The organism is Nocardioides sp. LHD-245 (genome assembly GCF_030929495.1).
Classification (GTDB): domain Bacteria; phylum Actinomycetota; class Actinomycetes; order Propionibacteriales; family Nocardioidaceae; genus Nocardioides.
On record NZ_JAVFWN010000024.1, the window covers coordinates 43,393 to 66,027 of the forward strand.

General features: G+C 72.7%; 22 protein-coding genes. 5 read left to right on the plus strand and 17 right to left on the minus strand.

Annotation, left to right across the window (positions count from 1 at the left end; genetic code table 11):
• Window positions 1-50 precede the first annotated feature (50 nt).
• From RB608_RS26920 to mshB, 3 genes are read right to left on the minus strand one after another with little or no spacing between them, the layout of a single operon-like run.
• Window positions 51-1,856 carry a VanW family protein gene (locus RB608_RS26920; RefSeq protein WP_308091180.1) on the minus strand — a complete coding sequence of 602 codons (1,806 nt, stop codon included), beginning with the start codon at window positions 1,854-1,856 and terminating at the stop codon, window positions 51-53.
• Window positions 1,857-1,881: 25 nt separating this feature from the next.
• Complete coding sequence (locus tag RB608_RS26925) at window positions 1,882-2,247, minus strand: hypothetical protein (protein ID WP_308091181.1); 366 nt, start codon at window positions 2,245-2,247, stop codon at window positions 1,882-1,884.
• Window positions 2,244-3,170 carry an N-acetyl-1-D-myo-inositol-2-amino-2-deoxy-alpha-D-glucopyranoside deacetylase gene (gene mshB / locus RB608_RS26930; protein ID WP_308091182.1) on the minus strand — a complete coding sequence of 309 codons (927 nt, stop codon included), beginning with the start codon at window positions 3,168-3,170 and terminating at the stop codon, window positions 2,244-2,246. The genes RB608_RS26925 and mshB overlap by 4 nt, the downstream gene beginning before the upstream one ends.
• A gap of 124 nt (window positions 3,171-3,294) precedes the next feature.
• On the opposite strand from mshB, the gene RB608_RS26935 reads away from it, so the two are divergent.
• Window positions 3,295-4,308, plus strand: coding sequence for a hypothetical protein (locus RB608_RS26935; RefSeq protein ID WP_308091183.1), 1,014 nt, complete (start codon window positions 3,295-3,297; stop codon window positions 4,306-4,308).
• A gap of 3 nt (window positions 4,309-4,311) precedes the next feature.
• On the opposite strand, the gene RB608_RS26940 is transcribed toward RB608_RS26935, so the two are convergent.
• The 3 genes from RB608_RS26940 to RB608_RS26950 form a co-directional block, all read right to left on the minus strand.
• Window positions 4,312-4,608: a hypothetical protein gene (locus tag RB608_RS26940; protein ID WP_308091184.1), complete on the minus strand. Its 297-nt coding sequence runs from the start codon at window positions 4,606-4,608 to the stop codon at window positions 4,312-4,314.
• Window positions 4,609-4,686: 78 nt separating this feature from the next.
• Complete coding sequence (locus RB608_RS26945; protein WP_308091185.1) at window positions 4,687-5,760, minus strand: DUF222 domain-containing protein; 1,074 nt, start codon at window positions 5,758-5,760, stop codon at window positions 4,687-4,689.
• Window positions 5,760-5,990: a hypothetical protein gene (locus RB608_RS26950; protein WP_308091186.1), complete on the minus strand. Its 231-nt coding sequence runs from the start codon at window positions 5,988-5,990 to the stop codon at window positions 5,760-5,762. The genes RB608_RS26945 and RB608_RS26950 overlap by 1 nt, the downstream gene beginning before the upstream one ends.
• Window positions 5,991-6,173: 183 nt before the next feature.
• Between RB608_RS26950 and RB608_RS26955 the strand changes: the two genes are divergently transcribed.
• Complete coding sequence (locus RB608_RS26955; RefSeq protein WP_308091187.1) at window positions 6,174-7,214, plus strand: hypothetical protein; 1,041 nt, start codon at window positions 6,174-6,176, stop codon at window positions 7,212-7,214.
• Window positions 7,215-7,220: 6 nt separating this feature from the next.
• Here RB608_RS26955 and RB608_RS26960 read toward each other — a convergent pair whose 3' ends face one another.
• From RB608_RS26960 to tdh, 4 genes are all read right to left on the minus strand, one after another.
• Window positions 7,221-8,285, minus strand: coding sequence for a low specificity L-threonine aldolase (locus tag RB608_RS26960; RefSeq protein WP_308091188.1), 1,065 nt, complete (start codon window positions 8,283-8,285; stop codon window positions 7,221-7,223).
• A 28-nt stretch (window positions 8,286-8,313) separates the two neighbouring features.
• Window positions 8,314-9,687 carry a DUF6421 family protein gene (locus RB608_RS26965; protein ID WP_308091189.1) on the minus strand — a complete coding sequence of 458 codons (1,374 nt, stop codon included), beginning with the start codon at window positions 9,685-9,687 and terminating at the stop codon, window positions 8,314-8,316.
• Between the two features lie 63 nt (window positions 9,688-9,750).
• Window positions 9,751-10,932, minus strand: a complete 1,182-nt coding sequence (locus tag RB608_RS26970; RefSeq protein ID WP_308091190.1) for a glycine C-acetyltransferase — start codon at window positions 10,930-10,932, stop codon at window positions 9,751-9,753.
• On the minus strand, window positions 10,932-11,975 hold the full coding sequence (tdh, locus tag RB608_RS26975) for an L-threonine 3-dehydrogenase (RefSeq protein ID WP_308091191.1): 1,044 nt from the start codon (window positions 11,973-11,975) through the stop codon (window positions 10,932-10,934). The genes RB608_RS26970 and tdh overlap by 1 nt, the downstream gene beginning before the upstream one ends.
• A 90-nt stretch (window positions 11,976-12,065) precedes the next feature.
• Between tdh and RB608_RS26980 the strand changes: the two genes are divergently transcribed.
• Window positions 12,066-12,983, plus strand: coding sequence for a LysR family transcriptional regulator (locus RB608_RS26980; protein WP_308091192.1), 918 nt, complete (start codon window positions 12,066-12,068; stop codon window positions 12,981-12,983).
• A gap of 23 nt (window positions 12,984-13,006) precedes the next feature.
• Complete coding sequence (locus RB608_RS26985) at window positions 13,007-13,474, plus strand: nucleoside deaminase (RefSeq protein ID WP_308091193.1); 468 nt, start codon at window positions 13,007-13,009, stop codon at window positions 13,472-13,474.
• Window positions 13,475-13,496: 22 nt separating this feature from the next.
• Here RB608_RS26985 and RB608_RS26990 read toward each other — a convergent pair whose 3' ends face one another.
• The 7 genes from RB608_RS26990 to RB608_RS27020 form a co-directional block, all read right to left on the minus strand.
• Complete coding sequence (locus tag RB608_RS26990; protein WP_308091194.1) at window positions 13,497-14,039, minus strand: hypothetical protein; 543 nt, start codon at window positions 14,037-14,039, stop codon at window positions 13,497-13,499.
• 17 nt (window positions 14,040-14,056) lie between these two features.
• Window positions 14,057-16,192 (minus strand): transglutaminase domain-containing protein, encoded by a 2,136-nt coding sequence (locus RB608_RS26995; RefSeq protein ID WP_308091195.1) that lies wholly within the window; start codon window positions 16,190-16,192, stop codon window positions 14,057-14,059.
• A complete protein-coding gene (locus RB608_RS27000; protein ID WP_308091196.1) occupies window positions 16,192-16,869 on the minus strand; it encodes a hypothetical protein in 678 nt (225 codons plus the stop codon). The genes RB608_RS26995 and RB608_RS27000 overlap by 1 nt, the downstream gene beginning before the upstream one ends.
• A gap of 90 nt (window positions 16,870-16,959) precedes the next feature.
• Entirely contained in the window at window positions 16,960-17,769 is an 810-nt protein-coding gene (gene xdhC, locus RB608_RS27005; protein WP_308091197.1) for a xanthine dehydrogenase accessory protein XdhC, read from the minus strand.
• Between the two features lie 7 nt (window positions 17,770-17,776).
• Entirely contained in the window at window positions 17,777-20,011 is a 2,235-nt protein-coding gene (gene xdhB / locus RB608_RS27010) for a xanthine dehydrogenase molybdopterin binding subunit (RefSeq protein WP_308091198.1), read from the minus strand.
• Window positions 20,008-21,423, minus strand: a complete 1,416-nt coding sequence (locus RB608_RS27015; protein WP_308091199.1) for an FAD binding domain-containing protein — start codon at window positions 21,421-21,423, stop codon at window positions 20,008-20,010. The genes xdhB and RB608_RS27015 overlap by 4 nt, the downstream gene beginning before the upstream one ends.
• Window positions 21,424-21,486: 63 nt before the next feature.
• Window positions 21,487-22,077 carry a TetR family transcriptional regulator C-terminal domain-containing protein gene (locus tag RB608_RS27020; RefSeq protein WP_308091200.1) on the minus strand — a complete coding sequence of 197 codons (591 nt, stop codon included), beginning with the start codon at window positions 22,075-22,077 and terminating at the stop codon, window positions 21,487-21,489.
• A 98-nt stretch (window positions 22,078-22,175) separates the two neighbouring features.
• On the opposite strand from RB608_RS27020, the gene RB608_RS27025 reads away from it, so the two are divergent.
• Window positions 22,176-22,631 (plus strand): SRPBCC family protein, encoded by a 456-nt coding sequence (locus RB608_RS27025; RefSeq protein ID WP_308091201.1) that lies wholly within the window; start codon window positions 22,176-22,178, stop codon window positions 22,629-22,631.
• Window positions 22,632-22,635: the final 4 nt, after the last annotated feature.

Here is a 22,635-nt window from a genome sequence, read left to right on the forward strand (position 1 = left end):
GACACTACCAAGCAAGTGCTTGGTACGTCGAGCGGCCGGAGCGCCTCCGATCAGCCGTCGCCCGGGTCGGGGTTCCCCGCGGGCGGCGGCTTCGGCTGCTCGCACTTCACGGTGTCCGACGGGGTGTAGACGGTGTGGAACTTCTCCGTGTGGTCGACGGCCGACTCGCCCTTCTTGCGGAAGATCCGGGTGACGTCCACCTGGAACCCGGACCAGCCCGTGTGCGGCTCGCAGTCGGGGGTGGTCAGCGTGCGGGTGGCCGGTGGCACCTGCGCGTAACGGTTGGACGTCGTCGAGTCGATGTCCCAGATCTTGGTGGACCACATCTGCACGGTCACCTTGCCCTGGCGCGACCAGGTGCTCGGGACCACCCAGGCCCGCACGAGCACGCCGTACTCCGTGTCGTTCTGGAAGCGCAGGTCGACCGTCGGCCAGGCGACCGTGGCCTCGCGACCGACCGGGTAGCGGTCGATGTAGAACGAGTGCGGCTTGTGCTGGATGTCCTTGAGGCCCGCGAAGAACATCGCGTTGAAGGCGGTGGTGGCCATCTGCGAGACGCCGCCGCCGAGGTCCTTGCGCAGGATGCCGTTGCTGATGATGTAGCCCTCGGTGAAGCCGTTCGCGGCGGTGCGCTCGCCGACGATGCCGTTGAGCGAGAACTCCTCGCCGGGCTTGAGCAGCGTGCCGTCGATCAGCTCGGCGGCCCGGCCGATGTTGATATTGCGGTAGTCGGCGTGCGGGTAGTAGGTCGAGAACTCCGACACCTTCTCGACGACCTTGAGGTTCTCGGCGTCCTGGGTCGTGAACTCCGCATCGACGACCTGCGCGGTGACCGGACCGCTGCGCGAGCCCTCGGGGGCGGTCAGCAGCCCGAGGAAGACCTGGGCGGCCTCGCCGGGGTCGAAGCTGACCCCCGGCTTGGCCGGGACGACCTTCGGCTTGCCCTTCTTGTTCAGCTTCACCGTCGCGTCGACCGGCTGCCCGCTGGCGGTCGCGCCCTTCACGAGCTCCGCGAGCGCTGCCTCGTCGACGACCGGGACGAGCTCGCCGTTCTCGGGCTTCATCGAGAGCACCGGCGCGAACCTGCGCGGCGCCAGCTTGATGTCGTTCTCGCCGAACTGGAGGCTCACGGCGTTCGCCATCGCCGGGTTCGCGAAGGCGTCGAGCGCCTCCGCGACGTCGGCGGCGTCGATCTCCGGCTGGGCCGGCGCGACCTCGAGCTCGACGGCGGTCTCGCCCGAGAGGAAGGCCTCGGTGATGGCGGCGCGGGCCTGCTCGCGGTCGACCGCCTGCCCGGCCTGCGGCTGGGTGGTCTGCACGCCGTCGGCGGTGAAGGTAACCGTGCCGTCCTGGGGCGGGGTGCCGAGGCCCTCGGAGAGCTCGGCGAGCTTCTCGTCGAGCAGCTGCTCGTCGACGTCCACGACGGCGTCGACGTCCTCGCCACCGGTGAAGTAGTCCCACTGGCGTGCCGGGCTCCACGAGTCGCCCGCGCCGGCCGCGTCGACCGACGCGGCGTAGTCGATGGCGAGGCCGATGTCGCCCGGCTCGACCTTCGCGTCGTTGGCCTTGCCGGTCTGTCCCTGGTGGCCGACGCTGACGGTGATCGGGGTCTCGGCCCGGGGCCCGAAGGCCCGCTCGAGCTTCTCGACCGCGGCGTCGCGGGTGAGCCCGCCGACCTTCACCCCGGAGATGGTCGTGCCGGTCGGCACCTTGTCGCCCGCGACGGCGTGGGCGGCGACGTACCCGCCTCCGGCGAGCAGCACGAGCAGCACGATGACGACGACGACGATCCTGCCGCCGGGGCGCTCGGCCTTGCCGCCCGGGTCCCCACCCGTGTCAGACTCCCAGAAGGTCACACGCGCCATCCTAAGGAGGGGTCGCTCACCCGTCCGCATTCGCAGCCGCGCGCGCGGCGGAGCCGGAGCGCGGCACCAGCCCCACGAAGCCCGCGGCGAGGACGACGACGCCGGTCGCCAGCAGCAGGTAGCCCGAGGCGTCGCTGGACACCAGGTAGTCGCCCTCCGGGCGCTGGACCGTCGCCACGCCGAGCACCGCCGTCCACCCCAGCGCGAACGCGAGCCGCCGCCACCAGCCGCCCGGCAGGGCCACCAGGGTGGCGGCCGTCGCGGCGATCCCGAGGCCGAGCCCCCAGCCGTAGCCGTGGAGCAGGACCGTCGCCAGCCCGACGCCGGCGCCGAGGAGCAGGCAGGCGAACGCGACCAGCGCGCGCACCGGACCCGCGCTCACCGCTCCGGTACGCCGGCGAAGAGGTCGGTCTCCCAGCCGGTCTCGGGGTCGAGCGGGCCCGAGGCGCCCTTGACCAGCCGGTACTGCTCACGCCCGAACGCCTGCGCGCCCTGGTTGTTCGAGAGCGCGAAGAACGGGCCGTCGGTCGTGATCTGGGTGGCGTGCGCGCGCAGCGCGTCCAGCTTCTGCTCGACGTGGGCGCTCGCGTCGACCTCGCAGGAGATGTCGGCGTCGGGGCGGAACATCGGCGGCAGGTCGCCGTCGGGGTCCATCCCCTCGAAGGTCGTGGTGTCGCCCGCCTCGCGGATGCGGCGCAGGCCCTCGCGGATCCGGCTCTCGGAGATGGCGCCCCAGTAGATCTTGGCGATCTCCCAGGCCTCCCCCAGGTCGCGCCGGTACGACGGCGCCGCGGCCAGCTGGGCGGCGTACATCGCGACCCGGTGGGCCTGGATGTGGTCCGGGTGGCCGTAGCCGCCGAACTCGTCGTAGGTCACGAGCACCTGCGGACGCACCTCGCGGATGACCGCGACCAGGTGCGTGGCGGCCTCGGTCAGGTCGGCGTGCCAGAAGGCGTTCTCGTGGATGGTGTCGCCCGCGATCGCGTGGCCGTCCTCGTGCCACTTCATGCCGGAGTCGCGGTAGGTGCCGAAGCCGCCGAGGAACCGGTGGTCCGTGACGCCGAGCGCCTTCATCGCGGCGTCCAGCTCGCCGCGGCGGTGCTCCCCGAGCCGGTCCTCCTTGTCGGCGGCGAGGTGCTCCAGCTCGGGCACCAGGACCTCGCCCATCTCCCCCGCCGTGCAGGTGACGAGCGTGACCCCCCGGCCCTCCGCGACGTACTTCGCCATCGTGGCGCCCTGGCCGATCGACTCGTCGTCGGGGTGGGCGTGCACGAGGAGCAGCCGGTGGGCGGCAGTTGCGGTCATGAGGACGAGCGTAATGAGGGGGCCCACGCGGATCCGCAGGCACCTGGCCCACGGCCAGGTCGTCGCTCATCGCGAGGGTCCGTTCGGCTGCGCGGGGACTCCGAGCGGGGCATGATCGCGTTCCATGGCTCCCTCTCTCGGACGGATGGCTGCCACCGCGGCCGCCCTCCTGGCTCTCACCCTGACCGGCTGCTCCGGCGACGACGGTGCGGAGCAGGCACGCCCCGACGGACCCCCGGGACCTCGCATCGAACATGCGCTGAGCTACCTGCCGGCCGACAGCCGGGCCGTGGTCTTCACCGACCGGGCAGCCGTCGCCGACCGTCTCGACCTGGGAGACATCGAGACCGGCGCGTCCGAGGCCGACACCACGCGCTGGGCCGACGCCTTCTGGGCCGAGGGATACCGCCTGGCGGTGGGTGTGCGGTCGACCGCCATGCGCCAGGCCGCCTTCAGTGAGCTCGACGTCGAATGGGAGGCGCTCGGCGGCCCCGACGGAGGCGGGATAGGCCTCTCGGCCAGGGACGCCCACATCTGGCGGATGTCCGAGGATCTCGATCTCGACGCCGTGGCCGACGACCTCGAGGACGCTGGACTGAAGCGGTCCGGCCCGGACGAGCGACCGGTGTTCGAGCCCGACTTCGGCGCGGTGGACGACCAGAACACCTACGGGGGCCGCTATCCCATGGAACTGGGCCACCTCACGCTGGTTCCCGACGAGCATCTCATCCTGATCGGGCTCGAGGCCGACGCGGTGCTCGACGTCATCGACGGCAAGGCCGACTCGCTCGCGAGCGCGGGCACCTTCGACGAGCTGCTCGCCCATACCGAACCGGCCGGACTCGAGTACGCGCTCTTCGGTGTGGCCGGCCCATGCACCCGCGCCGGCCGCGTCCCGGAGGGTCGGTCCGCCGGGCTGTTCCTCCGCTCCGACCAACCGGCCCGGACACTGCGTCTCTTCGAGTCCGCGGAGAGCGCGCAGGCGGATGCCTCGCAGCTCGAGGAGGAGCTCTCCGGCCACCCCGTGACCATCGGGGTGGAGGATGCGGCTGTTCATGTCGACGTGCCCTTCGCCGACCGGATCACCGCGACGAAGAGCTACCTCGGAGCCGGCGGCCCGACCGCCTGCCCCCGCTGAGCGTCACTCCGGGCGCTTGATCCGCTTCGGCGCGTCCGGGAGCGGCAGCGCGAACCCGGCCTTGGTGGGCGGCTCGGACGCCGCGGGGTCGTCGTCGTCGTGGTCCAGCCACCCGTCGTAGGTCTCGACGAGCATCTCGAGCTGGATCTCGGGGGCGTCGGTGACGACCGCCCACGGGTGGTCCTCGTCGTCGTCCTCCCCCGCGAGACGCTCGCGGAGCACCTCGGCCGAGAAGCCGCCGCGCACCAGCACCAGCGCGGCCGCCCGCGCGTCGTCCTCGTCGAAGAAGATGCCCCGCATGGCGCCCATCCTCCCAGATCCGGACGCGCCGATCGCCCCACCAGGACCTGTTCTCTGGCGGGGTGCGGGGCGGGGTGGCTACTCGTCGGGCGGCGAGGAGGTCCGGATGGGGTGGGTGCCGCGGTGGTCGACCCGGAACCGGTGGCCGGTCGGGCTGGTCCACACATAGGTCGCCGGCATCACGATGTCGTAGCGCCAGGTGGAGTGGGTCTTCGCACGATGGTGCCGCCTACACAACGCGACCTCGTTGCACGGACACGTCGGCCCGCCCTCGCCGTAAGGGCGGGCATGGTCGACATCGCAACGCGTGGCGGGGCGGGTGCAGTGCGGGAACCGACAGGTCTGGTCCCGCAGGACCACCCGGGCGCGGTGCCGGTCGGGGATCTCGTACGACCCGACCGGGACATGCTCGGCCAGATCGATCACCGGCCGCACGATCACGGTCGTGTCCTTGGTCCGCAGCCACTCACGGATCTGCGCCGACGAGACCGGGCAGCGGCCCTCCTCCCACCGACCCACCGGGTTCCCGAACGGGTTGTCCCCGGTCAGCGTGGTGTCGGTGATGTGCACGTTGAGGACGACCTTGCGGCCCGGGCTGGTGGCGACGATCTCTCCGGTGTCGGGGTCGGGGATCAGCAGGTCCAGGGCGAGGTCGTCGCGGGCCAGCTCGGCCGCGGCCTTCGACCGTCGCACGTCCAGGGAGGAGTCGTCACCGAGCCGGCCCAGGACCTCCGCGCGGCGGGCGACCGCGAGGTCGAGGTCGTGGCCGTCGGCGGCATCCAGGAGCGCGTCGAGGTGGACCAGCCCGTGCTCGTCGACCTCCCCGATGTCGAACCGACGACCGTCTGCGGCGGCCTGACGCTCTGCTTCCGCCTTCTCCGGGTCGAACCGGAGCACCGCCTCCGTCACGAGTCGTTCGAGTTGGGCCCACCCGACCCCGGAGGCGTCCCAGAGCTGTCGGTCCACGAACCCCGCCGCCTCCGCATTGAGAGCGTGGGTGAGGTCGGCGATCCGCTCGGCCCGCCACGGCGCCAACCGACCCGCGGTGACGGCGGCGTAGACGTGGGGGAGCCGCCATGCGCACTCGATGACCCGCCCGACATACGCCTTCCCACCATCCGGAGACCGGCCCAGCACCGCGACCAGCTCCATCAACCCGAACTCCGACACCAACGGCGCACCGGCCCGGCGATCGGGACCCCGGTATCGAGATAGCCCTCGGTGATCGTCGCGACCCCCTCAGGACCGGCGATCACGTGGTCGCTCGCCCACTCGACGATGCCGGCCCACTCCTCCACGAGGAGCCGGTCGCGGGCCTCGATCCCAGCACCCAGCCGCGACAGCAGCGAGGCTGTCGAACGGGGTCGGGTTCCGAGATCCATGACCGGATCCTCCCACCCACCCACGACACTTCAAAGCGTCGCAAACCCGCCTGTGGACAAGAGAAACCCGAACACCGGGGTGGGGACAACCAATGGCTCCCCCGGGGGGAACCGGCCCGCGCGGCCACGACCTTCCGCCTCGACTACCGAGGCCCGCTGCCTCCCTCGGCTACCGTGACGGCCGTGTCCGGACTGCACCTGACCCGCACCGCCGAGAACGGCGACGAGATCGACGCGCTGGTCGCGGCCCTGACCGCCGACGGCGGCGGCCGGGTCGGGATGGCGGCCATGGCGCAGGATCTGCCGCGCCGGCTGCGGCCGACGTTCGCACCGCTCCCCCGGCTGCTGGGCCTCAAGGTGAGCCAGGCGTGGACGTGGGAGGCGCCCGACCGCCGCGACTCGAACTGGTATCCCCAGGGCATCACCACCTCCGCGCAGACCGGGTTCCGCGAGCAGCACGGCCACGACGTGCTCGTGACGTCGTGGTACGCCCGGACCGCCGGCGGCTCCCGGATCAGCGCCGTCGACCTCGCCCGCCGCCGCTACGGCCACGTGCTGCTGGTGCGCCCGACGCTCGACGACGGCCGGCCGGGCTTCACCCCGCTCAAGGTGCACGCCGGCGGCATCGTGTGGCACGGCGACTTCCTGCACGTCGCGGCGACCGGCGCCGGGATCCACAGCGCCCACGTCGGTGACGTGCTGCGGGTGCCGGCCGGGTCGACGTACCGCACCTTCGGGCACCGCTACGTGCTCCCGATCCGGTTCAGCCAGCAGGGCGGGCACGACGAGGGCGTCGAGCGGCTGCGCTACTCCTTCCTCACCCTCGACCGCAGCCAGGAGCATCCCGCCCTGCTCGTCGGCGAGTACGGATCCGCCGCCCAGACCCGCCGGATGGCGCGGTTCGCGATCGACCCGGACGGCGGCCTGCCCCGCAGCGCCCCCGACGGCCGGTCGGTCCCTGAGATCGACGACCGCGGCGTCCCGCGGACGCAGGGGGTGGCTGCTATCGACGGCACCTACTACCTCACACGCTCCCGCAGCAAGCACCGGCCGGGCTCGGTGTACGTCGGCCTGCCGGGTGCGTTCCGCGAGCACCGCTGGGCGACGCCGCCGGGCCCCGAGGACCTGGTCTGGTGGCCCGAGACCGGCTGCCTGTGGTCGGTCAGCGAGCACCCGCACCGGCGCTGGGTGTTCGCGATGCGCCGCGAGGACCTCCCGGGCTGAGCCCGGCTAGAGCCCCATCTCCTCGCGCAGCGCGGCGAGGAACGCGTCGACGTCCTCCTCCGTGGTGTCGAACGCGCACATCCAGCGCACGTCGCCGGCGGCCTCGTCCCAGAAGTAGAAGCGGTGTCGCTTCATCAGCCGCCGGCTGACGTCGTGGGGCAGCCGGGCGAAGACGCCGTTGGCCTCGACGGGGTACAGGATCTCGACGCCGTCGATCTCGCGGACGCCCGCGGCGAGCCGCTGCGCCATCGCGTTGGCGTGGTCCGCGAGCCGCAGCCACAGTCCGTCGGCGAGCAGCGCCTCGAACTGCACGGAGACGAAGCGCATCTTGCTGGCGAGCTGCATCGAGAGCTTGCGCAGGTGCTTGAGGTGGCTGACCCGGTCGGGATCGAGGACCACGACCGCCTCACCGCCGAGGGCGCCGTTCTTGGTCGCGCCGAACGAGAGCACGTCGACACCAGCGTCGGAGGTGAACTCCCGCACGGGTACGCCGAGCGCGGCGGCCGCGTTGGCCAGCCGGGCACCGTCCATGTGCAGGCGCATGCCGAGGCCGTGGGCGTGCTCGGCGAGGGCGCGGACCTCGTCGGGGGTGTAGCGCGTGCCCACCTCGGTCGACTGCGTGATCGAGACGACCTGCGGCATGGCGCGGTGCTCGTCCTCGAATCCCCACGCGTGCTTGTCGACCAGCGCGGGGGTGAGCTTGCCGTCGGGCGTCGCGACGGTGTGCAGCTTGAGTCCGCCCATCCGCTCCGGGGCGCCGCCCTCGTCGACGTTGATGTGTGCGCCCTCGGCGCAGATCACGGCGCCCCAACGGTCGGTGAGCGCCTGCAGCCCGATCACGTTGGCGCCGGTGCCGTTGAAGACCGGGTAGGCCTCGACGCCGGCGCCGAAGAGTCCGGCCATCAGGTCCTGGAGGTGCTCGGTGTACGCGTCCTCGCCGTACGACACCTGGTGACCGCCGTTGGCGAGCGCCAACGCCGCCATCACCTCGGGGTGCACGCCCGCGTAGTTGTCACTGGCGAACTGGCGGGCGCCGGGGTCGTGCCGGCGCTGTGCTGCGGTATCGGCCACGGGTGATGTGCTCCGTTCGGTCAGGCAGTCAGGCTGCGGCACGGATGCCGCGGGTCTCCGCGATGACGTTCTTGAGCTTCTTCGCCAGCGCCTCGAAGAACATACTCAACGGGAACTCGTCGGGGAGCACGTGGTCGACGAGCTCGCGGGGCGGCCTGGTGAGGTCCAGTGCCTCGGCGCCGCGCGCCCAGGTCGAGGCGGGGTGCGGGGCGAGGTAGCGGCTGACCAGGGCGTACCCGGCCTGCCAGTGCACCAGCTTGGGCCGGTCGATCCCGTCGCGGTAGAGCTGCTCGATCTCCGTGCAGAGCGCGCCGGTCGCCTCCCGGGCGCGCTCCCAGTCGATCCGCAGCGTGTTGTCGGTCCAGCGGATCGCGTCGTGCTGGTGGAGGTAGGCGAAGAGCAGCTGGCCGCCGAGCCCGTCGTAGTTGCGGTTGCGCTCGCCGGTTACCGGGAAGCGGAACATCCGGTCGAGCAGGATCGCGTGCTGCACGTCGGTCGCCTGCGCGACGCCCTCGGCCTGGAGCTCGACCGCGGCCTTGAAGGCGGTGAGGTCGCAGCGCAGCTCCTCGAGGCCGTACATCCAGAAGGGCTGACGCTGCTTGATCATGAACGGGTCGAAGGGCAGGTCGCCGTGGCTGTGCGTCCGGTCGTGGATCATGTCCCAGAGCACGAACGCGTCCTGGCTGCGCTGCTGGTCGTCCATCAGCCCGCGGACCTCGTCGGGCAGGTCGACGCCGAGCAGGTCGACGGCGGCCCGGCTGACCCGGCGGAAGCGGGCCGCCTCGCGGTCACAGAAGATCGCGCCCCAGCTGAACCGCTCGGGCACCTCGCGCACGGCGACCGTCTCGGGGAAGAGGACCGCGGAGTTGGTGTCGTAGCCGCTGGTGAAGTCCTCGAACGTGATGCCGCAGAACAGCGGGTTGTCGTAGCGGCTCGCCTCGATCTCGGCGAGCCAGTCGGGCCAGACCATCCGGAGCACCACGGCCTCCAGGTTGCGGTCGGGGTTGCCGTTCTGGGTGTACATCGGGAACACCACGAGGTGCTGGCGGCCGTCGGTGCGCTCGCGCGCCGGCTCGAAGGCCAGCAGCGAGTCGAGGAAGTCCGGTACGCCGAACCCGGTGTCGGCCCAACGGCGGAGGTCGCCGACCAGCGCGCGGTGGTAGGCCGCGTCGTGCGGCAGGAGCGGGGAGAGCTCCTCGACGGCGGCCGTGACGGCGGCCACCGCGTTGACCGCCGTCGCGCGCGAGGGCGCTCCGGGGGCCTCGAGGTCGAGGGAGCCGTCGGCGCGCTGCCAGGTGCGGATCTCCTCGATGGCATCCTTCAGACTCCGCCAGGCCGGCTGCGCCATGACAGCGACGCCGCGGGGGTCATTGCGGTCAGCAAGAGAAAGAATGTCCGTCATGATCCCATTAGACAGGAGATCTTCCTGCCGATCCAAGCGGAGAGGGCGATTCCTGGCCCGATTTCAGGCCTGAGCCGCCTGACGTCCCGCGACGAACGCGGCCACGCATCGACGTACCTGGTCCTCGGTGTGAGCGGCGGAGAGCTGGACCCGGATCCGGGCCGCGCCCCGTGGGACGACCGGGAAGCTGAACGCGGTCACGTAGACGCCGTGCTCCTGCATCACGTCGGCGACCCGGGCGGTGAGCGCGGCGTCGCCGAACATCACCGGGACGATCGGGTGCTCGCCGGGCAGCAGCTCGAAGCCCTCGGCCTCCATCAGCTCGCGGAACAGCGCGGCGTTGGCGCGCAGCCGCTCGCGCAGCTCGCCCGAGCCCTCCACCAGGTCGAGCGCCCGCAGTGTGCCCGCGACGATCGAGGGGGCCAGGGTGTTGGAGAAGAGGTACGGGCGCGAGCGCTGCCGCAGCAGGGCGACGATCTCGCGGTGCGAGGAGACGTACCCGCCGGACGCGCCGCCGAGGGCCTTGCCGAAGGTGCCGGTGTAGATGTCGACCCGGTCGGCGACGCCGCACAGCTCGGGCGTCCCGCGGCCACCGGCTCCGATGAACCCGACCGCGTGCGAGTCGTCGACGAACACGAGGGCGTCGTACCTCTCGGCGAGGTCGCAGATCTCGCGCAGCGGCGCGAGGTAGCCGTCCATCGAGAAGACGCCGTCGGTGACCACGACCCGGAAGCGCGCGTCGGCGGCGGCCTTCAGCTGCTCCTCGAGATCGGCCAGATCGCGGTTGGCGTAGCGCAGCCGGCGGGCCTTGGAGAGCCGGATGCCGTCGATGATCGAGGCGTGGTTGAGAGCATCGGAGATGATCGCGTCCTCCGGCCCGAAGAGCGTCTCGAAGACGCCGCCGTTGGCGTCGAAGCACGACGAGTAGAGGATCGTGTCCTCGGTGCCGAGAAACTCGGAGAGCCGCCGCTCGAGCTCGAGGTGCTGCTCCTGGGTGCCGCAGATGAAGCGCACGCTGGCCATGCCGTAGCCCCACTCGTCGAGCGCGCCGCGGGCCGCCTCCAGCAGCCGCGGGTCGTCGGCGAGGCCGAGGTAGTTGTTGGCGCAGAAGTTGAGCACCTCCGCGCCGTCGGCGACGATCTCGGCCTTCTGCGGGCCGCGGATGCCGCGCTCGCGCTTGGTGAGCCCGGCCTGCTCGATGCCGTCGAGCTCGGCGGCGAGGTGGTCCCTGAAGTTCCCGTACATCACAGCTCCGTCCAGTCCAGCACGACCTTGCCGACCCCGGCGGACGCCGCGATCTCGAATCCCCGCTGCCACTCGCGGGCGGGCAGCCGGTCGGAGATGACCGATCCGATCGCCGTACGCAACGTGCTGCTCGACTGCAGCATCGCGCCCATGGCGTTCCAGGTCTCGAACATCTCGCGACCGTAGATCCCCTTGAGGGTGAGCATGTGGGTGACGACCTTGCCCCAGTCGATCGCGAACGGCGCGCTGGGCAGGCCGAGCATGGCGATCCGGCCGCCGTGGTTCATGTTGTCGATCATCTGCGGCAGCGCCGACGGGGCGCCACTCATCTCGAAGCCGATGTCGAAGCCCTCGCGCATGTGCAGGGCCTGCTGGACGTCGGCCACGGACCCGGTCGAGACGTCGACGACGGCGTCCGCGCCCATCGCCTCGGCCAGCTCGAGCCGGGCGGGGCTGACGTCGGTGCCGACGACGTACCGGGCGCCGACGTGGCGGGCGATCGCGATCGCCATCAGCCCGATCGGGCCGCAGCCGGTGACGAGCACGTCCTCGCCGACGAGCGGGAACGCGAGTGCCGTGTGCACGGCGTTGCCGAGCGGGTCGAAGATCGCGCCGAGGTCGGGGTCGACGTCGGGGTGGTGCACCCAGACGTTGCTGGCCGGGAGGCTGAGGTACTGCGCGAAGGCACCGTTACGCTGCACGCCGAGGCCGACGGTGCGGATGCACATCTGCCGGCGTCCGGCACGGCAGTTGCGGCAGGTGCCGCACACGATGTGGCCCTCGCCGGAGACCCGGTCCCCGACCGAGACGTCGGTGACGAGCGGGCCGACCTCGACCACCTCGCCGTAGAACTCGTGCCCCGGTGTGAGGGGCGCCCTGACCGCGCCCGCCGCCCAGTCGTCCCAGCGCAGGATGTGGAGGTCGGTGCCGCAGATGCCGGTGCGGAGCACGCGAATGACCACGTCGGCCGGACCGCAGACCGGGTCCGGGCGGTCGACGAGCGCGAGCCCGGGGCCCGCCTCGGCCTTGAAGAGCGCCTTCACAGGTCCATTGCAGCGCCCCATGACCGTGCAGAGCAACGGGCACTTCCTGCATGGTCGGTTAAGTGATCACTTCACGGTAACCTGACCGGCGTGGAGGTCCACCAGCTCACCATCCTGCGCGAGCTCGGCGCCCTCGGCAGCGTCACCGCGGTCGCCGAGGCGCTGCACGTCTCCCCGTCCGCGGTGTCCCAGCACCTGGCCGCGCTCCAACGACAGTTCGCGACGCCGCTGACCCGGCGCGACGGGCGGGTGCTCACCCTCACCGACGCCGGCCGGGTGCTGGCCGGGGCCGGCGCCGGCGTCATCGACGCGATGGCGGCGGCCCGCACGGCGGTCGAGCAGTTCGAGGACGCGCCGGGCGGCACGGTCACGCTGAGCAGCTTCCACAGCGCCGGGCAGGCGCTGTTCGGGCCCCTGCTGCGCGAGCTCGGCGCGGGGCAGCCCGGCTCCCCCGACCTCCGGCTGACCGACGAGGACGTCGCCCAGCGTGACTTCCCGGCGCTCACGGCGCAGTACGACCTCGTCCTCGCCCACCGGATGGAGCACAGCCCGCCCTGGCCGACCGACGACCTTCACGTCGTCACCCTCGCCCGCGAGCCGCTCGACGTCGCCCTGCCCGCCGGCCACCCGCTCGCCTCCCGCGAGCGGCTGCGTCCCCGCGACGTCGTCGGCGAGCGCTGGGTGACCAGCCGGGTCGGCTACTCCCCCGACGACGTCCTCACCGCCGTGGCCACGCTCACCCGGCGCAGTGCCGACGTCATCCACCGGGTCAACGACTACGGCGCCGTCGCCGCCCTCGTCGCGGCCGGCTCCGGTGTCGGCCTGCTGCCCCGCTACACCTCCCCCCACCCGTACGACGACGTCGTCCTCCGCCCGCTGCACGGGCTCAGCACCAGCCGCACCATCGACGTACTCGCTCGTCCGGAGACCCTGCGCCGCCGCTCCGCGCAGCACGTCGTCCAGGCGCTGCGCCGGGTCATGGACCGGCTGGTGGCCTCGCAGGGTTGACCCCCGCCCTGTTGAATGGCGCCATGAGCGAGGAGACCTGGCTGGCACGCGCGGTCGAGCTGGCGACCGCGAACGTCGCCGACGGCGGCGGACCGTTCGGCGCGGTGATCGTGCGCGACGGCGTCCTCGTGGCCGAGGGCCGCAACCACGTCACCCGCGACCTCGACCCGACCGCCCACGCCGAGGTGACGGCGATCCGCGCGGCCTGCACGACGCTGGCGACCTTCGAGCTGTCCGGCTGCGTCCTCTACACGTCGTGCGAGCCCTGCCCGCTGTGCCTCTCGGCCTCCCTGTGGGCCCGGCTGGACCGGGTCGTGTACGCCGCGGACCGCGACGACGCCGCTCGCGGCGGCTTCGACGACCGGGCGTTCTACGAGCTCTTCGACCGGCCCCGCTCGGAGTGGTCGATGACGGTGGCCCAGGTCGCGACCGCCGACGCGGCGGCGCCGTTCGACGCCTGGCTGGCCCACGAGGACCGCACCGCCTACTAGCCGCGTCGAGTGGGCACGGGTCTCAGAGGACGATGGCGAAGGTGATGACGGTGACCAGCAGCGCGACCAGCAGGCCCACGCCGAAGCCCACCGTCAGCAGCACGCCGTAGCCGACCCGACGCACCCGCACCCCCGACCGGCGCGCCGCGGCGAGGAAGGCGGGTCCGCCCTGCCGGGAGAACGCGGCCGCGTCGGCGGCGACATTGCCGCCGCGGGCGACGGTGCTGCCGCCGCGGACCAGATCGGCACCGGCCAGGCCCGCCGCGGCGCCGGCGACACCGAGCACCGACCCGACGACCGGGCCCAGCGGACGGGCCAGCACCGGGTACGCCGTACCGCCGACCGTCACGGTGATCCGCTGTGCCGCCGAGGACACCTGCGCCTGGCGAACCGGCACCCGGAACACGTCCACATAGCCGGACGGACTCTGGCCGGGAGCCAGCAGCGCAAGCCAGCCGTCGTCGACGACCAGCCAGACCGGCACCCCACCGCCGGCGCCCGGCGCCATCCAGTAGCCCTGGAAGGCACCACGCGGCTGCGGTTGCCAGGCGGTCGGGTGGCTCATCGGCTCCTCCTCGGGCGTCAGCGGGCGGGATACTGGCTGAGGTACGCGTCGGCCATCCAGTCGTCGTCCTCCGAGCGCAGGGCGCTCCCGGTGAACTCAGCGTCCCGGATCATCAGGTATCTGGTGCCCGTCGAGGGGGTCCACGGACCACGCGGGTCGTTCCAGGTGACGTCCACCGCACGCCAGTTCCCGCCGACCTTGACCTTGTTCCAGGCGTGACCGCCACCGTCGGCGAGCTCGCCCGTGACGACGACCGACTCCACCCCGGCCTCCTCCGCGAGCGCATGGAAGGCGTACGCGTAGCTCATGCACACCCCGCTGTGGTCCACGAGGATGCCGTGCGTCTCCCAGGCGTAGCGGAACTGCGCCGGGATGTCGGAGCGGTACTTCCCCGGCGACGAGGCGAGCGCGGTGTGGTCGTAGTCGGCCTGGTCCACCAGGTAGCGGTTGAGGGCGCTCACCTTCTCGGACACGGTCATCCCGTCCTTGATCACGTCCTTCACGGTCGCCTTCGCAGCATTCTCGATGTCCTTCTGGTGCGCCTGCTTCTCGGCCTGCGTGAACGCCGACTCGACGTGGACGACGCTGCCGTCGAAGGAGAACTTGTCGAAGTACGAGAGGGCGTACGGGTTCTGGTAGACGGCCTCGGTCAGCGCGTCCTGGAGTTCGGGAAGTCCCGGCTGACCGGCGAGCTCTGAGACGTCGATGGCCGTGGAGCCCGCGATCAGCTGCCCGGCGATGAACCTGGTCAGCTCGTTGCTGCCGAAGACCGGGTAGTCGGGCGGAGGCAGCTCGGGACTGGGCTGCTGCGGGAGGTCGGTGCGTACGACGATGGTCGTCGCGCTCAGGCCGGCCGGCGGGTAGTCGCCCTGCGCTCGCTCGTTGAACGCCGCGACCGCGGCGTCGATGTCGTCGACTGCGGCGGCGGGGATGAGGACCGGGTCCACCAGCCGGGTCCCCTGGCCACGCAGCGGAACCTCCCAGTCGCTGCCCTTGCGGCGTACCTCCGCGCGGTCGACGAAGGCGCCGGTCGCCCGGGTCGAGCCCTCGATGGAGACGTACAGGAAGCGGCTCGGCAGGGCCGCCAGGCCCCGGTTCGCGAGGTCGGCGCCCTGGTCCCACTTGCGGTCGGAGCGGACCGGCAGTGCGGCCAGGCCGGTGAAGTCGATCGGGGTCATGACCGACGGCTGCCGGTCCACGACGGCGATGACGCCGAGCCGGGCGTCGACCTTCTCGGGGACCAGCTGGGGCGAGGTGACCATCGTCGACGCGTCGACGGTGGTCAGCTTCAGGAGGTCGTTCTGCGTGCAGGAGTGCAAGCACTTCTTCGTCACGGCCGAGGACCAGTTCGTGTCCGTCGTGCGCCCGACGACCTGGACCGTGTCGTCGAGGCTGCTGTCCTTGCGCTGCTGCAGGACGACGAGGTATTCCGTCGCGTCCGGGACCCGCGACCACTGGAGGAAGGCGTCGCCCTGGGGGGTCACCGACGACGTGATCTGCGCCGGGGCCGGCGTCTCGGCGGTGAAGTCGACCTGGGTCACCAGCGGCCGGGCCCGCTTGCTGCCGTCGGGCTCGAGGTACTGCACGACGTACACGTGGGGGTTGAGGTTCCAGTACGTGCCGAGGTCGGCGAGCGTGCCCTTGACCTGGCCGTCGCGCCGGGTGATGTGCGACCGCTTGAGACCCAGCGGCGTGATCGCCAGGTGCGGTTCCGCGGCGGAGGAGGCCGGGTCCGGCAGGATGAGGATCGGCACCGGCCGGGTCAGCGCCTGGTCGGCGTACACCTCGATCTTGCCGGGGTCGCCCTGCCACGGATCCTCGGCGTCCGCGTCGTAGGTCGCGGGGATGATCAGGTCGTCGTCGACACCGACGCCGCTGATCGGCGCGGTGTAGTCGTAGCCCGGGACCGCCTCCTCGGCCTCGGCGGTGGTCGGCAGCTCCGCGCGCTCGCCCTCCAGGAGCCGCTCGCGCAGCGCCTCCGACGTGCTCGGCCGGTCCTTCGACGCGTCGTCCTTGCCCAGCACCAGGACCACGGTGACGCCGACGACGAGCACCAGGACCAGGGCGAGGGAGCCGAGCACCGCCAACCAGGGGAATCCGCGCCGCCCGCCACCCGCCGGCGGGTGCGGGGGGTACGGGTACTGTCCCGCCATCAGTCCTCGTCCATCCAGCTCGGGCGCTCCAGGGTCGGGGCGGTGACCTGCGGGACGGGCGCGTCGTCGTCCCGCTGGGGCAGCACGTCTACGCATGCCGCGATGACGGCGCGCTGCTGGCGACCGACCTCGCCCTGCTGCGCCGTGAGCTCGGCGGGCAGCGTCGTCTCCGGCGTCTCCCCGCGACCCAGCGCGTCCATCATGGCCTGCTTCCACTCGCCGACCGCCCGGTAGTACGACACGACGACGGTGGCCTCCGCCGAGACCAGCTCCTCGATCTCGACGTCGGTGATCTCGGCGAGCGCGGCGTCGTACATCTCCTGCAGCTTGTCCGGATCGAAGTCGGTGGCCGCCCAGATCTCGCTGTTCAACACCACGTCGGCATAGGCCTCGCACGACGCCTGCAGGGCGCCACCGGACGCCTTGTCGTCCGAGTCGGCGGAGTCGCCACCGCGGACCACGAGGGCGACGACGCCGATCACGACCAGGACCAGCACCAGACCGGCCGCCAGCCAGACGAGCGTGCGCCCCGTCCCCGATCCCCTCGACCCCGATCCCCTAGGAGGCTGGCCGGCCGGGGGCGGCGGCCAGCCCTGCTGGTACGGAGGCTGGCCGGGCGGGGGCGGCGGGTGGCCTCCCTGACCGAACGGAGGCGTACCGGGGTGGGGTTGGTTCATCGGGCGGGTCCTCATCTGCGCCGGGGCGCACTCACAGGCGTTGGAGCCAGAGCAGGCTGGCCCGGGAACCTTTACCACGAATCGGGCGCTTCACACCTGGTGTGACGAGCGGCCCACGAGCGCGACGGCCACCGCCAGGGCGATGGTGGCCGGCTCCTTGCCGGCGATGCCGGGCGCCCCGATCGGTGTCCGTACCCGCGCGAGCACGGCCTCGTCGTGTCCGAGCTCGGCGAGCCGGACCCGGAAACGGGTCCATTTCGCGCTGGAGCCGATCAATCCGATCGAGGCCGGTGCGGTGGAGCGGAGCAGGGCATCGAGGAGGGCGAGGTCCTCGGCGTGGTCGTGGGTGAGGACGAGGACGTCGGTGCCGGCGGGCAGCTCGGCGACCACGAGCTCGGGCAGCACGGGCACCCGGTGCACCCGTACGTCGGCCGGGCCGGTCAGCAGCGGCGCGAGCCGGGCGTCGGCGAGCTGGTCGGCCCGCGAGTCGACGAGGTGGAGCTCGAGGTCGTGGCGGCTCAGCAGCAGGGCCAGCTCGAGGCCGACGTGGCCCATGCCGAAGATCGCGACCGACCGCCGGACTGGCACCGGCTCGTAGAGCAGGCTCACCCGGCCGCCGCAGCACTGCACGCCGTGCTCGCCGGGCGCCCGGTCGGACAGGTCGTGGCGCTCGATGACGGGGGCGGCGTCCGGGTCGCCGAGGAGCGCCCGCGCCCGGCGGACGGCGGTCTCCTCGAGGTTGCCGCCCCCGATCGAGCCCCAGGTCTCCCCCGGGGCGACGACGAGCTTGGCGCCGGCCGCGCGCGGGGCGTGGCCGCGCACCTCGGTGATCGTGACGAGCACGCCCGGCGTCCGCGTCGCGCGGAGCTGCTGGAGCGCGCTCAGCCAGTCCCGGCTCATCCGCCGCTCACCCCCGCACGCTCTCGATGGCCCACCAGACCGCCTCGGGCGTGGCGGGCGAGGCCAGCTCGACGCTCACCCCGGGCGGCCCGAAGGCGGCGACCGCGTCGCGCAGCGCCTCGCGTACCGAGAAGGCCAGCATCAGCGGCGGCTCGCCGACCGCCTTGGAGCCGTAGACGACACCGTCCTCGGTCGCCCGCTCGAGCAGCGCGACCCGCAGGTCGGCGGGCAGCTCCGACAGGCTCGGCAGCTTGTACGTCGACGCGGACTGCGTCGCGAGCCGCCCGCGCCCGGGGCCGTCCGAGCTGTCCCAGCGCAGGTCCTCGAGGGTCAGCCAGCCGACGCCCTGGAGGAAGCCGCCCTCGACCTGGCCGAGGTCGACGAGCGGGGAGAGGCTGTCGCCGACGTCGTGGACGATGTCGACCCGGCGCACGTCGTACGCGCCGCTGAAGCCGTCGACCTCGACCTCGGCGGCGGCGACGCCGTAGGCGAAGTACTTGAAGGGGGTGCCGGTCATCGTCGTCGCGTCCCAGGACAGGCCCTCGGTGCGGTAGAAGCCGGCGGCCCACAGCTGGATCCGGTCGAGGTACGCCGCGCGGACCGCCTCCTCCCAGGCGGCCCCGTCCCCGAGACGGTCGCGGACCGGACCGAGCCAGGCGAGGATCTGGTCGCAGGCGTCCTTGACCGCGGCACCGTTGAGGTCGGCGCCGGAGCTGGCCGCGGTGGCGGAGGTGTTGGGCACCTTGTCGGTGCGGGTCGGGGCGAGCCGGACCCGCTCGATCGGCAGGCCCAGCGCGGTCGCCGCGACCTGCAGCATCTTGGTGTGCAGGCCCTGGCCCATCTCGGTGCCACCGTGGTTGATGAGCACCGAGCCGTCCTTGTAGACGTGCACCAGCGCCCCGGCCTGGTTGAACGACGTGAAGTTGAACGAGATGCCGAACTTGACCGGCGTGATCGCCAGTCCCCGCTTGCGATGGGGGTCGCCGGCGTTGTGCCGGTCGATCTCCTTGCGTCGGAGGGTGAACTCACCGGTGTCGAGCACCTGCTGCCAGGCGCGGTCGAGTCGCTCGGCGTGCCGCACCGGCTGGCCGTACGGCGTCGCCTGACCCTCGACGTAGAAGTTCCGGCGCCGCAGCTCCTCCGGCGCCAGGTCGAGCGCGGGTGCGCAGCGACCGAGGACGTCCTCGATGACGAGCATCCCCTGCGGGCCGCCGAAGCCGCGGAACGCGGTCTGGGAGGTGGTGTGGGTGCGGGCGATCCGGCCGGCGACCCGGACGTGCGGGATCCAGTAGGCGTTGTCGATGTGGCACAGCGCCCTCGACAGCACCGGCTCGGAGAGGTCGAGGCTCCAGCCGCCGTCGGAGGTGAGCGTCGCATCCAGCGCCTGCAGCCGACCGTCGGCGTCGAAGCCGACCCGCCAGGTCGCGTGGAAGCCGTGCCGCTTGCCGCTCATCGTCAGGTCCTGCTGGCGGGTGAGCCGGACCCGCACCGGGCGGCCGGTCAGCGTGGCGCCGAGGGCCGCGATCGCGGCGTACCCGTGGGGCTGCATCTCCTTGCCGCCGAAACCGCCGCCCATCCGCAGGCACTGCACGGTCACCTGGTGGCTGGCCAGGCCGAGGACGTGGGCGACGATCTCCTGGGTCTCGGTCGGGTGCTGCGTGCTGCACTGCACGAACACCTGGCCGTCGTCGTCGACCTGCGCGAAGGAGGCGTGGGTCTCGAGATAGAAGTGCTCCTGACCCGCGAGCTCGGTCACCCCCTCGAACACCCGCGTGCTGGCGGCGAATCCGGCCGCGACGTCGCCGCGGGCCATGGTCGGCCGGGCGCCCTGGAAGGAGTCGGCGGCGATCGCGTCGGCGACGGTGACGAGGGAGGGCAGGGCCTCGTACGCCACGTCGACGGCCGCCGCGCCGATCCGTGCGGCCTCCAGCGTCTCGCCCAGCACCCACGCCACCGCCTGGCCGTGGAACATCACCTCGTCGGGGAACAGCGGTTCGTCGTGCTTGGTGCCCGAGTCGTTGACGCCGGGCACGTCGGCGGCGGTCAGCACCCGCACCACACCGGCGATCTCGTACGCCGGCGCGGGCTCGAGCCGGGTCACGCGGGCGTGCGCGTGGGGTGCCGGGACCGGGTGGGCGTGCAGGACGCCGGACGCACGCAGGGCGAGGTCGTCGGTGTAGAGCGCATGGCCCGTGACGTGCAGCGCCGCCGCCTCGTGCGGACGGGCCTCGCCGACGCTCATGACGCCCTCCCTCCCGGCTGCTCGGCGAGGAGGCGCGGGAGAGCCTGTCCGAGCATGGCCCGGCGGTAGGACGCGCTCGCGCGGTGGTCGTCGAGCGGCGTGCCCGCGGCGGCCAGCGCGGCGGCGGCCGGGGCGATGCCCGCAGGCGTCCAGGCGGCGCCGGCCAGAGCGTGCTCGGCAGCGGTCGCTCGGATCGGTGTGGCAGCGACGCCACCGAGCCCGATGGCCGCGCCGCGGACGACACCGTCGACGATGTCGAGCGCGAAGGCGACCGCCACCGAGGAGATGTCGTCGAAGCGGCGCTTCGCGATCTTGTGGAAGGCCGTGGTGGTGGCGAGCGGCAGCGGGATCCGGACCCGGGCGATCAGCTCGCCGGGCTGCCGTACCGACCGGCGGTAGCCGGTGAAGAAGGCGGTGAGCGGGACGGTGCGCTCGCCGGCGGGTCCGACGAGCACGACGTCGGCGTCGAGGGCGAGCAGCGCGGGCAGCAGGTCGCCGATCGGCGAGCCGGTGCCGAGATTGCCGCCGAAGGTCGCGCCGTTGCGGATCAGCCGGGACGCGAACTGCGGGAAGACCGCGTCCAGCAGGGGGATCCGGCCCGCGAGCCGGGCCTCGACCTCGCTCAGCGTGAGCGCGGCACCGATCTCGACCACCTCGTCGGCGACGGTGAGGACGCGCAGCTCGTCGAGCCGGTCGATGGCCACGAGGAGATCGGGGCGGGCACCGCGCAGGTTGGCCTCGACGCCGAGGTCGGTCGACCCGGCGACGGCGACCGCACCCGGCTCGCCGAGGCGGGCCAGCGCCTCCGTGAGACTCCCCGGCCGCACCCAACCGGGCAGGGCATGGGCGGGCGCGGACGGCGGCGGGGCCGTCGTACGGGCGGCGAGGGGGTCGTCGGCCGCGGGGGCGACCAGCGCCTCGGCGGCCTCGATGATCGGGCGGTAGCCGGTGCAGCGGCACAGGTTGCCGGACAGCGCGTGGTGGTCGAAGGCCCCCCGGCCGGGGCGGTAGAACTCGGCAGCCATGCTGCACACGAAGCCGGGCGTGCAGTAGCCGCACTGCGAGCCGCCCCGGACGGCCAGCTCGCGCTGGACCGGGTGCAGCGCGTCGGGGGCGCCCAGGCCCTCGGCGGTGACGACCTCCTGGCCGGCGAGGGCGGCGGCGGGCACCAGGCAGGCGTTGATGGCGGTCCAGGCCGTCGGCGCGGCCGGCGAGGCGTCCGGCGCGGGCCGGGCGAGCAGGATCGCGCACGCGCCGCACTCCCCCTCGGCGCAGCCCTCCTTGGCGCCCGTGAGCCCCAGGCCGCGCAGCCAGTCGAGCGCGGTCACCGGCGGCTGGGCGCCGACCAGCGCCCGGGCGGCTCCGTTGACCGTGACGGCGACGCCCGGCCGGGCGGCCGGTTCGGTGCTCATCGACTCCAGGTTAGTGACTCACGGTCGCGGGCAGGGCGATTCCGCCCCGCGCGGCCGGAGCGGTCAGCCGATCACCGCCAGCGCGAGGGCACGCGCCCGGTCGAGAGCGGCGTCGTCGTCGAAGAGCTGGCGCCGGGTGTCGGCGGCGGCGAGATAGGCGTCGATCCGGAAGGCGTCGTCGACGGGATCCGCCGAGCCCGCCGTGCGGAGCTCGGCCTCCAGCAGGTCGAGCCACTCCCGCTTGAGCCGGCGCACCGCCTCGGCGACCGGGCCGGCGCGGTGACCGAACTCGACCGACGTCGCGGAGACGAAGCAGCCGCCCGGGAAGACCCCGGCCCGCTGGTAGGCGACCCAGGAGTCGAGCAGCGCCCGCAGCCGCGCCCGCCCGGGCTCGGCGCCCCAGGCGGGCTCGATCACCGTGGCGACATACACCCGACGGGCCTCGGCGACCGCGGCCACCTGGATGGCCTCGCGGGTGCCGAAGACCGTCAGGATGCCGCTCTTGCTGAGCCCGGTGGCGGTCGCCAGGGCGCCGACCGAGATCGAGTCGAGTCCGTGCGTGGTGGCCAGGTCCGCCGCGTGCCGGGCCGCGCGCCGCCGGGTCGCGTCGCCACGCGCCCGGCGCCCGTCCAGCGGGCCGGAGTCCTGTGCCATGGCCGCAGCCTATACGACCGATTGGACGTAAAGATCCTTCCCGGCTACCGTGCCGAGAAATGCGACCGACCGGTCGCACAGATCTGCCGGGAGGAACCATGGACGACCAGCTCGAGGACTCGATCGGGATCGACGCGCCCCCCGCCGCGGTGTGGGCACTCGTCAGCGACGTACGCCGGATGGCCGAGTGGAGCCCCCAGGTCACCTCGACCCGGCTCGCCGAGGGCGCCGAGCTCGGCGAGGGCGCGGCGTTCACGAACCGCAACCAGCACGGCGAGCTGGAGTGGACCACCCACGCCCGCATCGTCAGGTTCGAGCCCGAGGAGGAGATCGCGTTCCGGGTCGAGGAGAACTGGGCCGTCTGGTCCTTCCACCTCCGCCCCGAGGGCGACGGCACCCTGCTCACCCAGCGCCGCACCACGCCCGACGGGATCTCCGACCTCTCCCGCGAGCTCACCGAGGGCTTCCTCGGCGGCATGGACGTCTTCACCACGGCGCTGCGCGAGGGCATGCGCCAGACGCTGACGGGGATCAAGGCCACCGCGGAGGCCTGACCGG

Excerpts from the sequence above, each read along its gene's own strand:
- xdhC (WP_308091197.1), bottom strand. The coding sequence starts at position 17,769 with ATGAGCCGGGACTGGCTGAGCGCGCTCCAGCAGCTCCGCGCGACGCGG.
- RB608_RS26945 (WP_308091185.1), bottom strand. The coding sequence starts at position 5,760 with ATGGAGCTGGTCGCGGTGCTGGGCCGGTCTCCGGATGGTGGGAAGGCG.
- RB608_RS26990 (WP_308091194.1), bottom strand. The coding sequence starts at position 14,039 with ATGAGCCACCCGACCGCCTGGCAACCGCAGCCGCGTGGTGCCTTCCAG.
- RB608_RS26985 (WP_308091193.1), top strand. The coding sequence starts at position 13,007 with ATGAGCGAGGAGACCTGGCTGGCACGCGCGGTCGAGCTGGCGACCGCG.
- RB608_RS26970 (WP_308091190.1), bottom strand. The coding sequence starts at position 10,932 with ATGTACGGGAACTTCAGGGACCACCTCGCCGCCGAGCTCGACGGCATC.
- RB608_RS26995 (WP_308091195.1), bottom strand. The coding sequence starts at position 16,192 with ATGGCGGGACAGTACCCGTACCCCCCGCACCCGCCGGCGGGTGGCGGG.
- RB608_RS27015 (WP_308091199.1), bottom strand. The coding sequence starts at position 21,423 with ATGAGCACCGAACCGGCCGCCCGGCCGGGCGTCGCCGTCACGGTCAAC.
- RB608_RS26965 (WP_308091189.1), bottom strand. The coding sequence starts at position 9,687 with ATGACGGACATTCTTTCTCTTGCTGACCGCAATGACCCCCGCGGCGTC.
- RB608_RS27000 (WP_308091196.1), bottom strand. The coding sequence starts at position 16,869 with ATGAACCAACCCCACCCCGGTACGCCTCCGTTCGGTCAGGGAGGCCAC.
- RB608_RS26950 (WP_308091186.1), bottom strand. The coding sequence starts at position 5,990 with ATGGATCTCGGAACCCGACCCCGTTCGACAGCCTCGCTGCTGTCGCGG.
- xdhB (WP_308091198.1), bottom strand. The coding sequence starts at position 20,011 with ATGAGCGTCGGCGAGGCCCGTCCGCACGAGGCGGCGGCGCTGCACGTC.
- RB608_RS26935 (WP_308091183.1), top strand. The coding sequence starts at position 3,295 with ATGGCTCCCTCTCTCGGACGGATGGCTGCCACCGCGGCCGCCCTCCTG.
- RB608_RS26940 (WP_308091184.1), bottom strand. The coding sequence starts at position 4,608 with ATGCGGGGCATCTTCTTCGACGAGGACGACGCGCGGGCGGCCGCGCTG.
- RB608_RS27025 (WP_308091201.1), top strand. The coding sequence starts at position 22,176 with ATGGACGACCAGCTCGAGGACTCGATCGGGATCGACGCGCCCCCCGCC.
- RB608_RS27020 (WP_308091200.1), bottom strand. The coding sequence starts at position 22,077 with ATGGCACAGGACTCCGGCCCGCTGGACGGGCGCCGGGCGCGTGGCGAC.
- mshB (WP_308091182.1), bottom strand. The coding sequence starts at position 3,170 with ATGACCGCAACTGCCGCCCACCGGCTGCTCCTCGTGCACGCCCACCCC.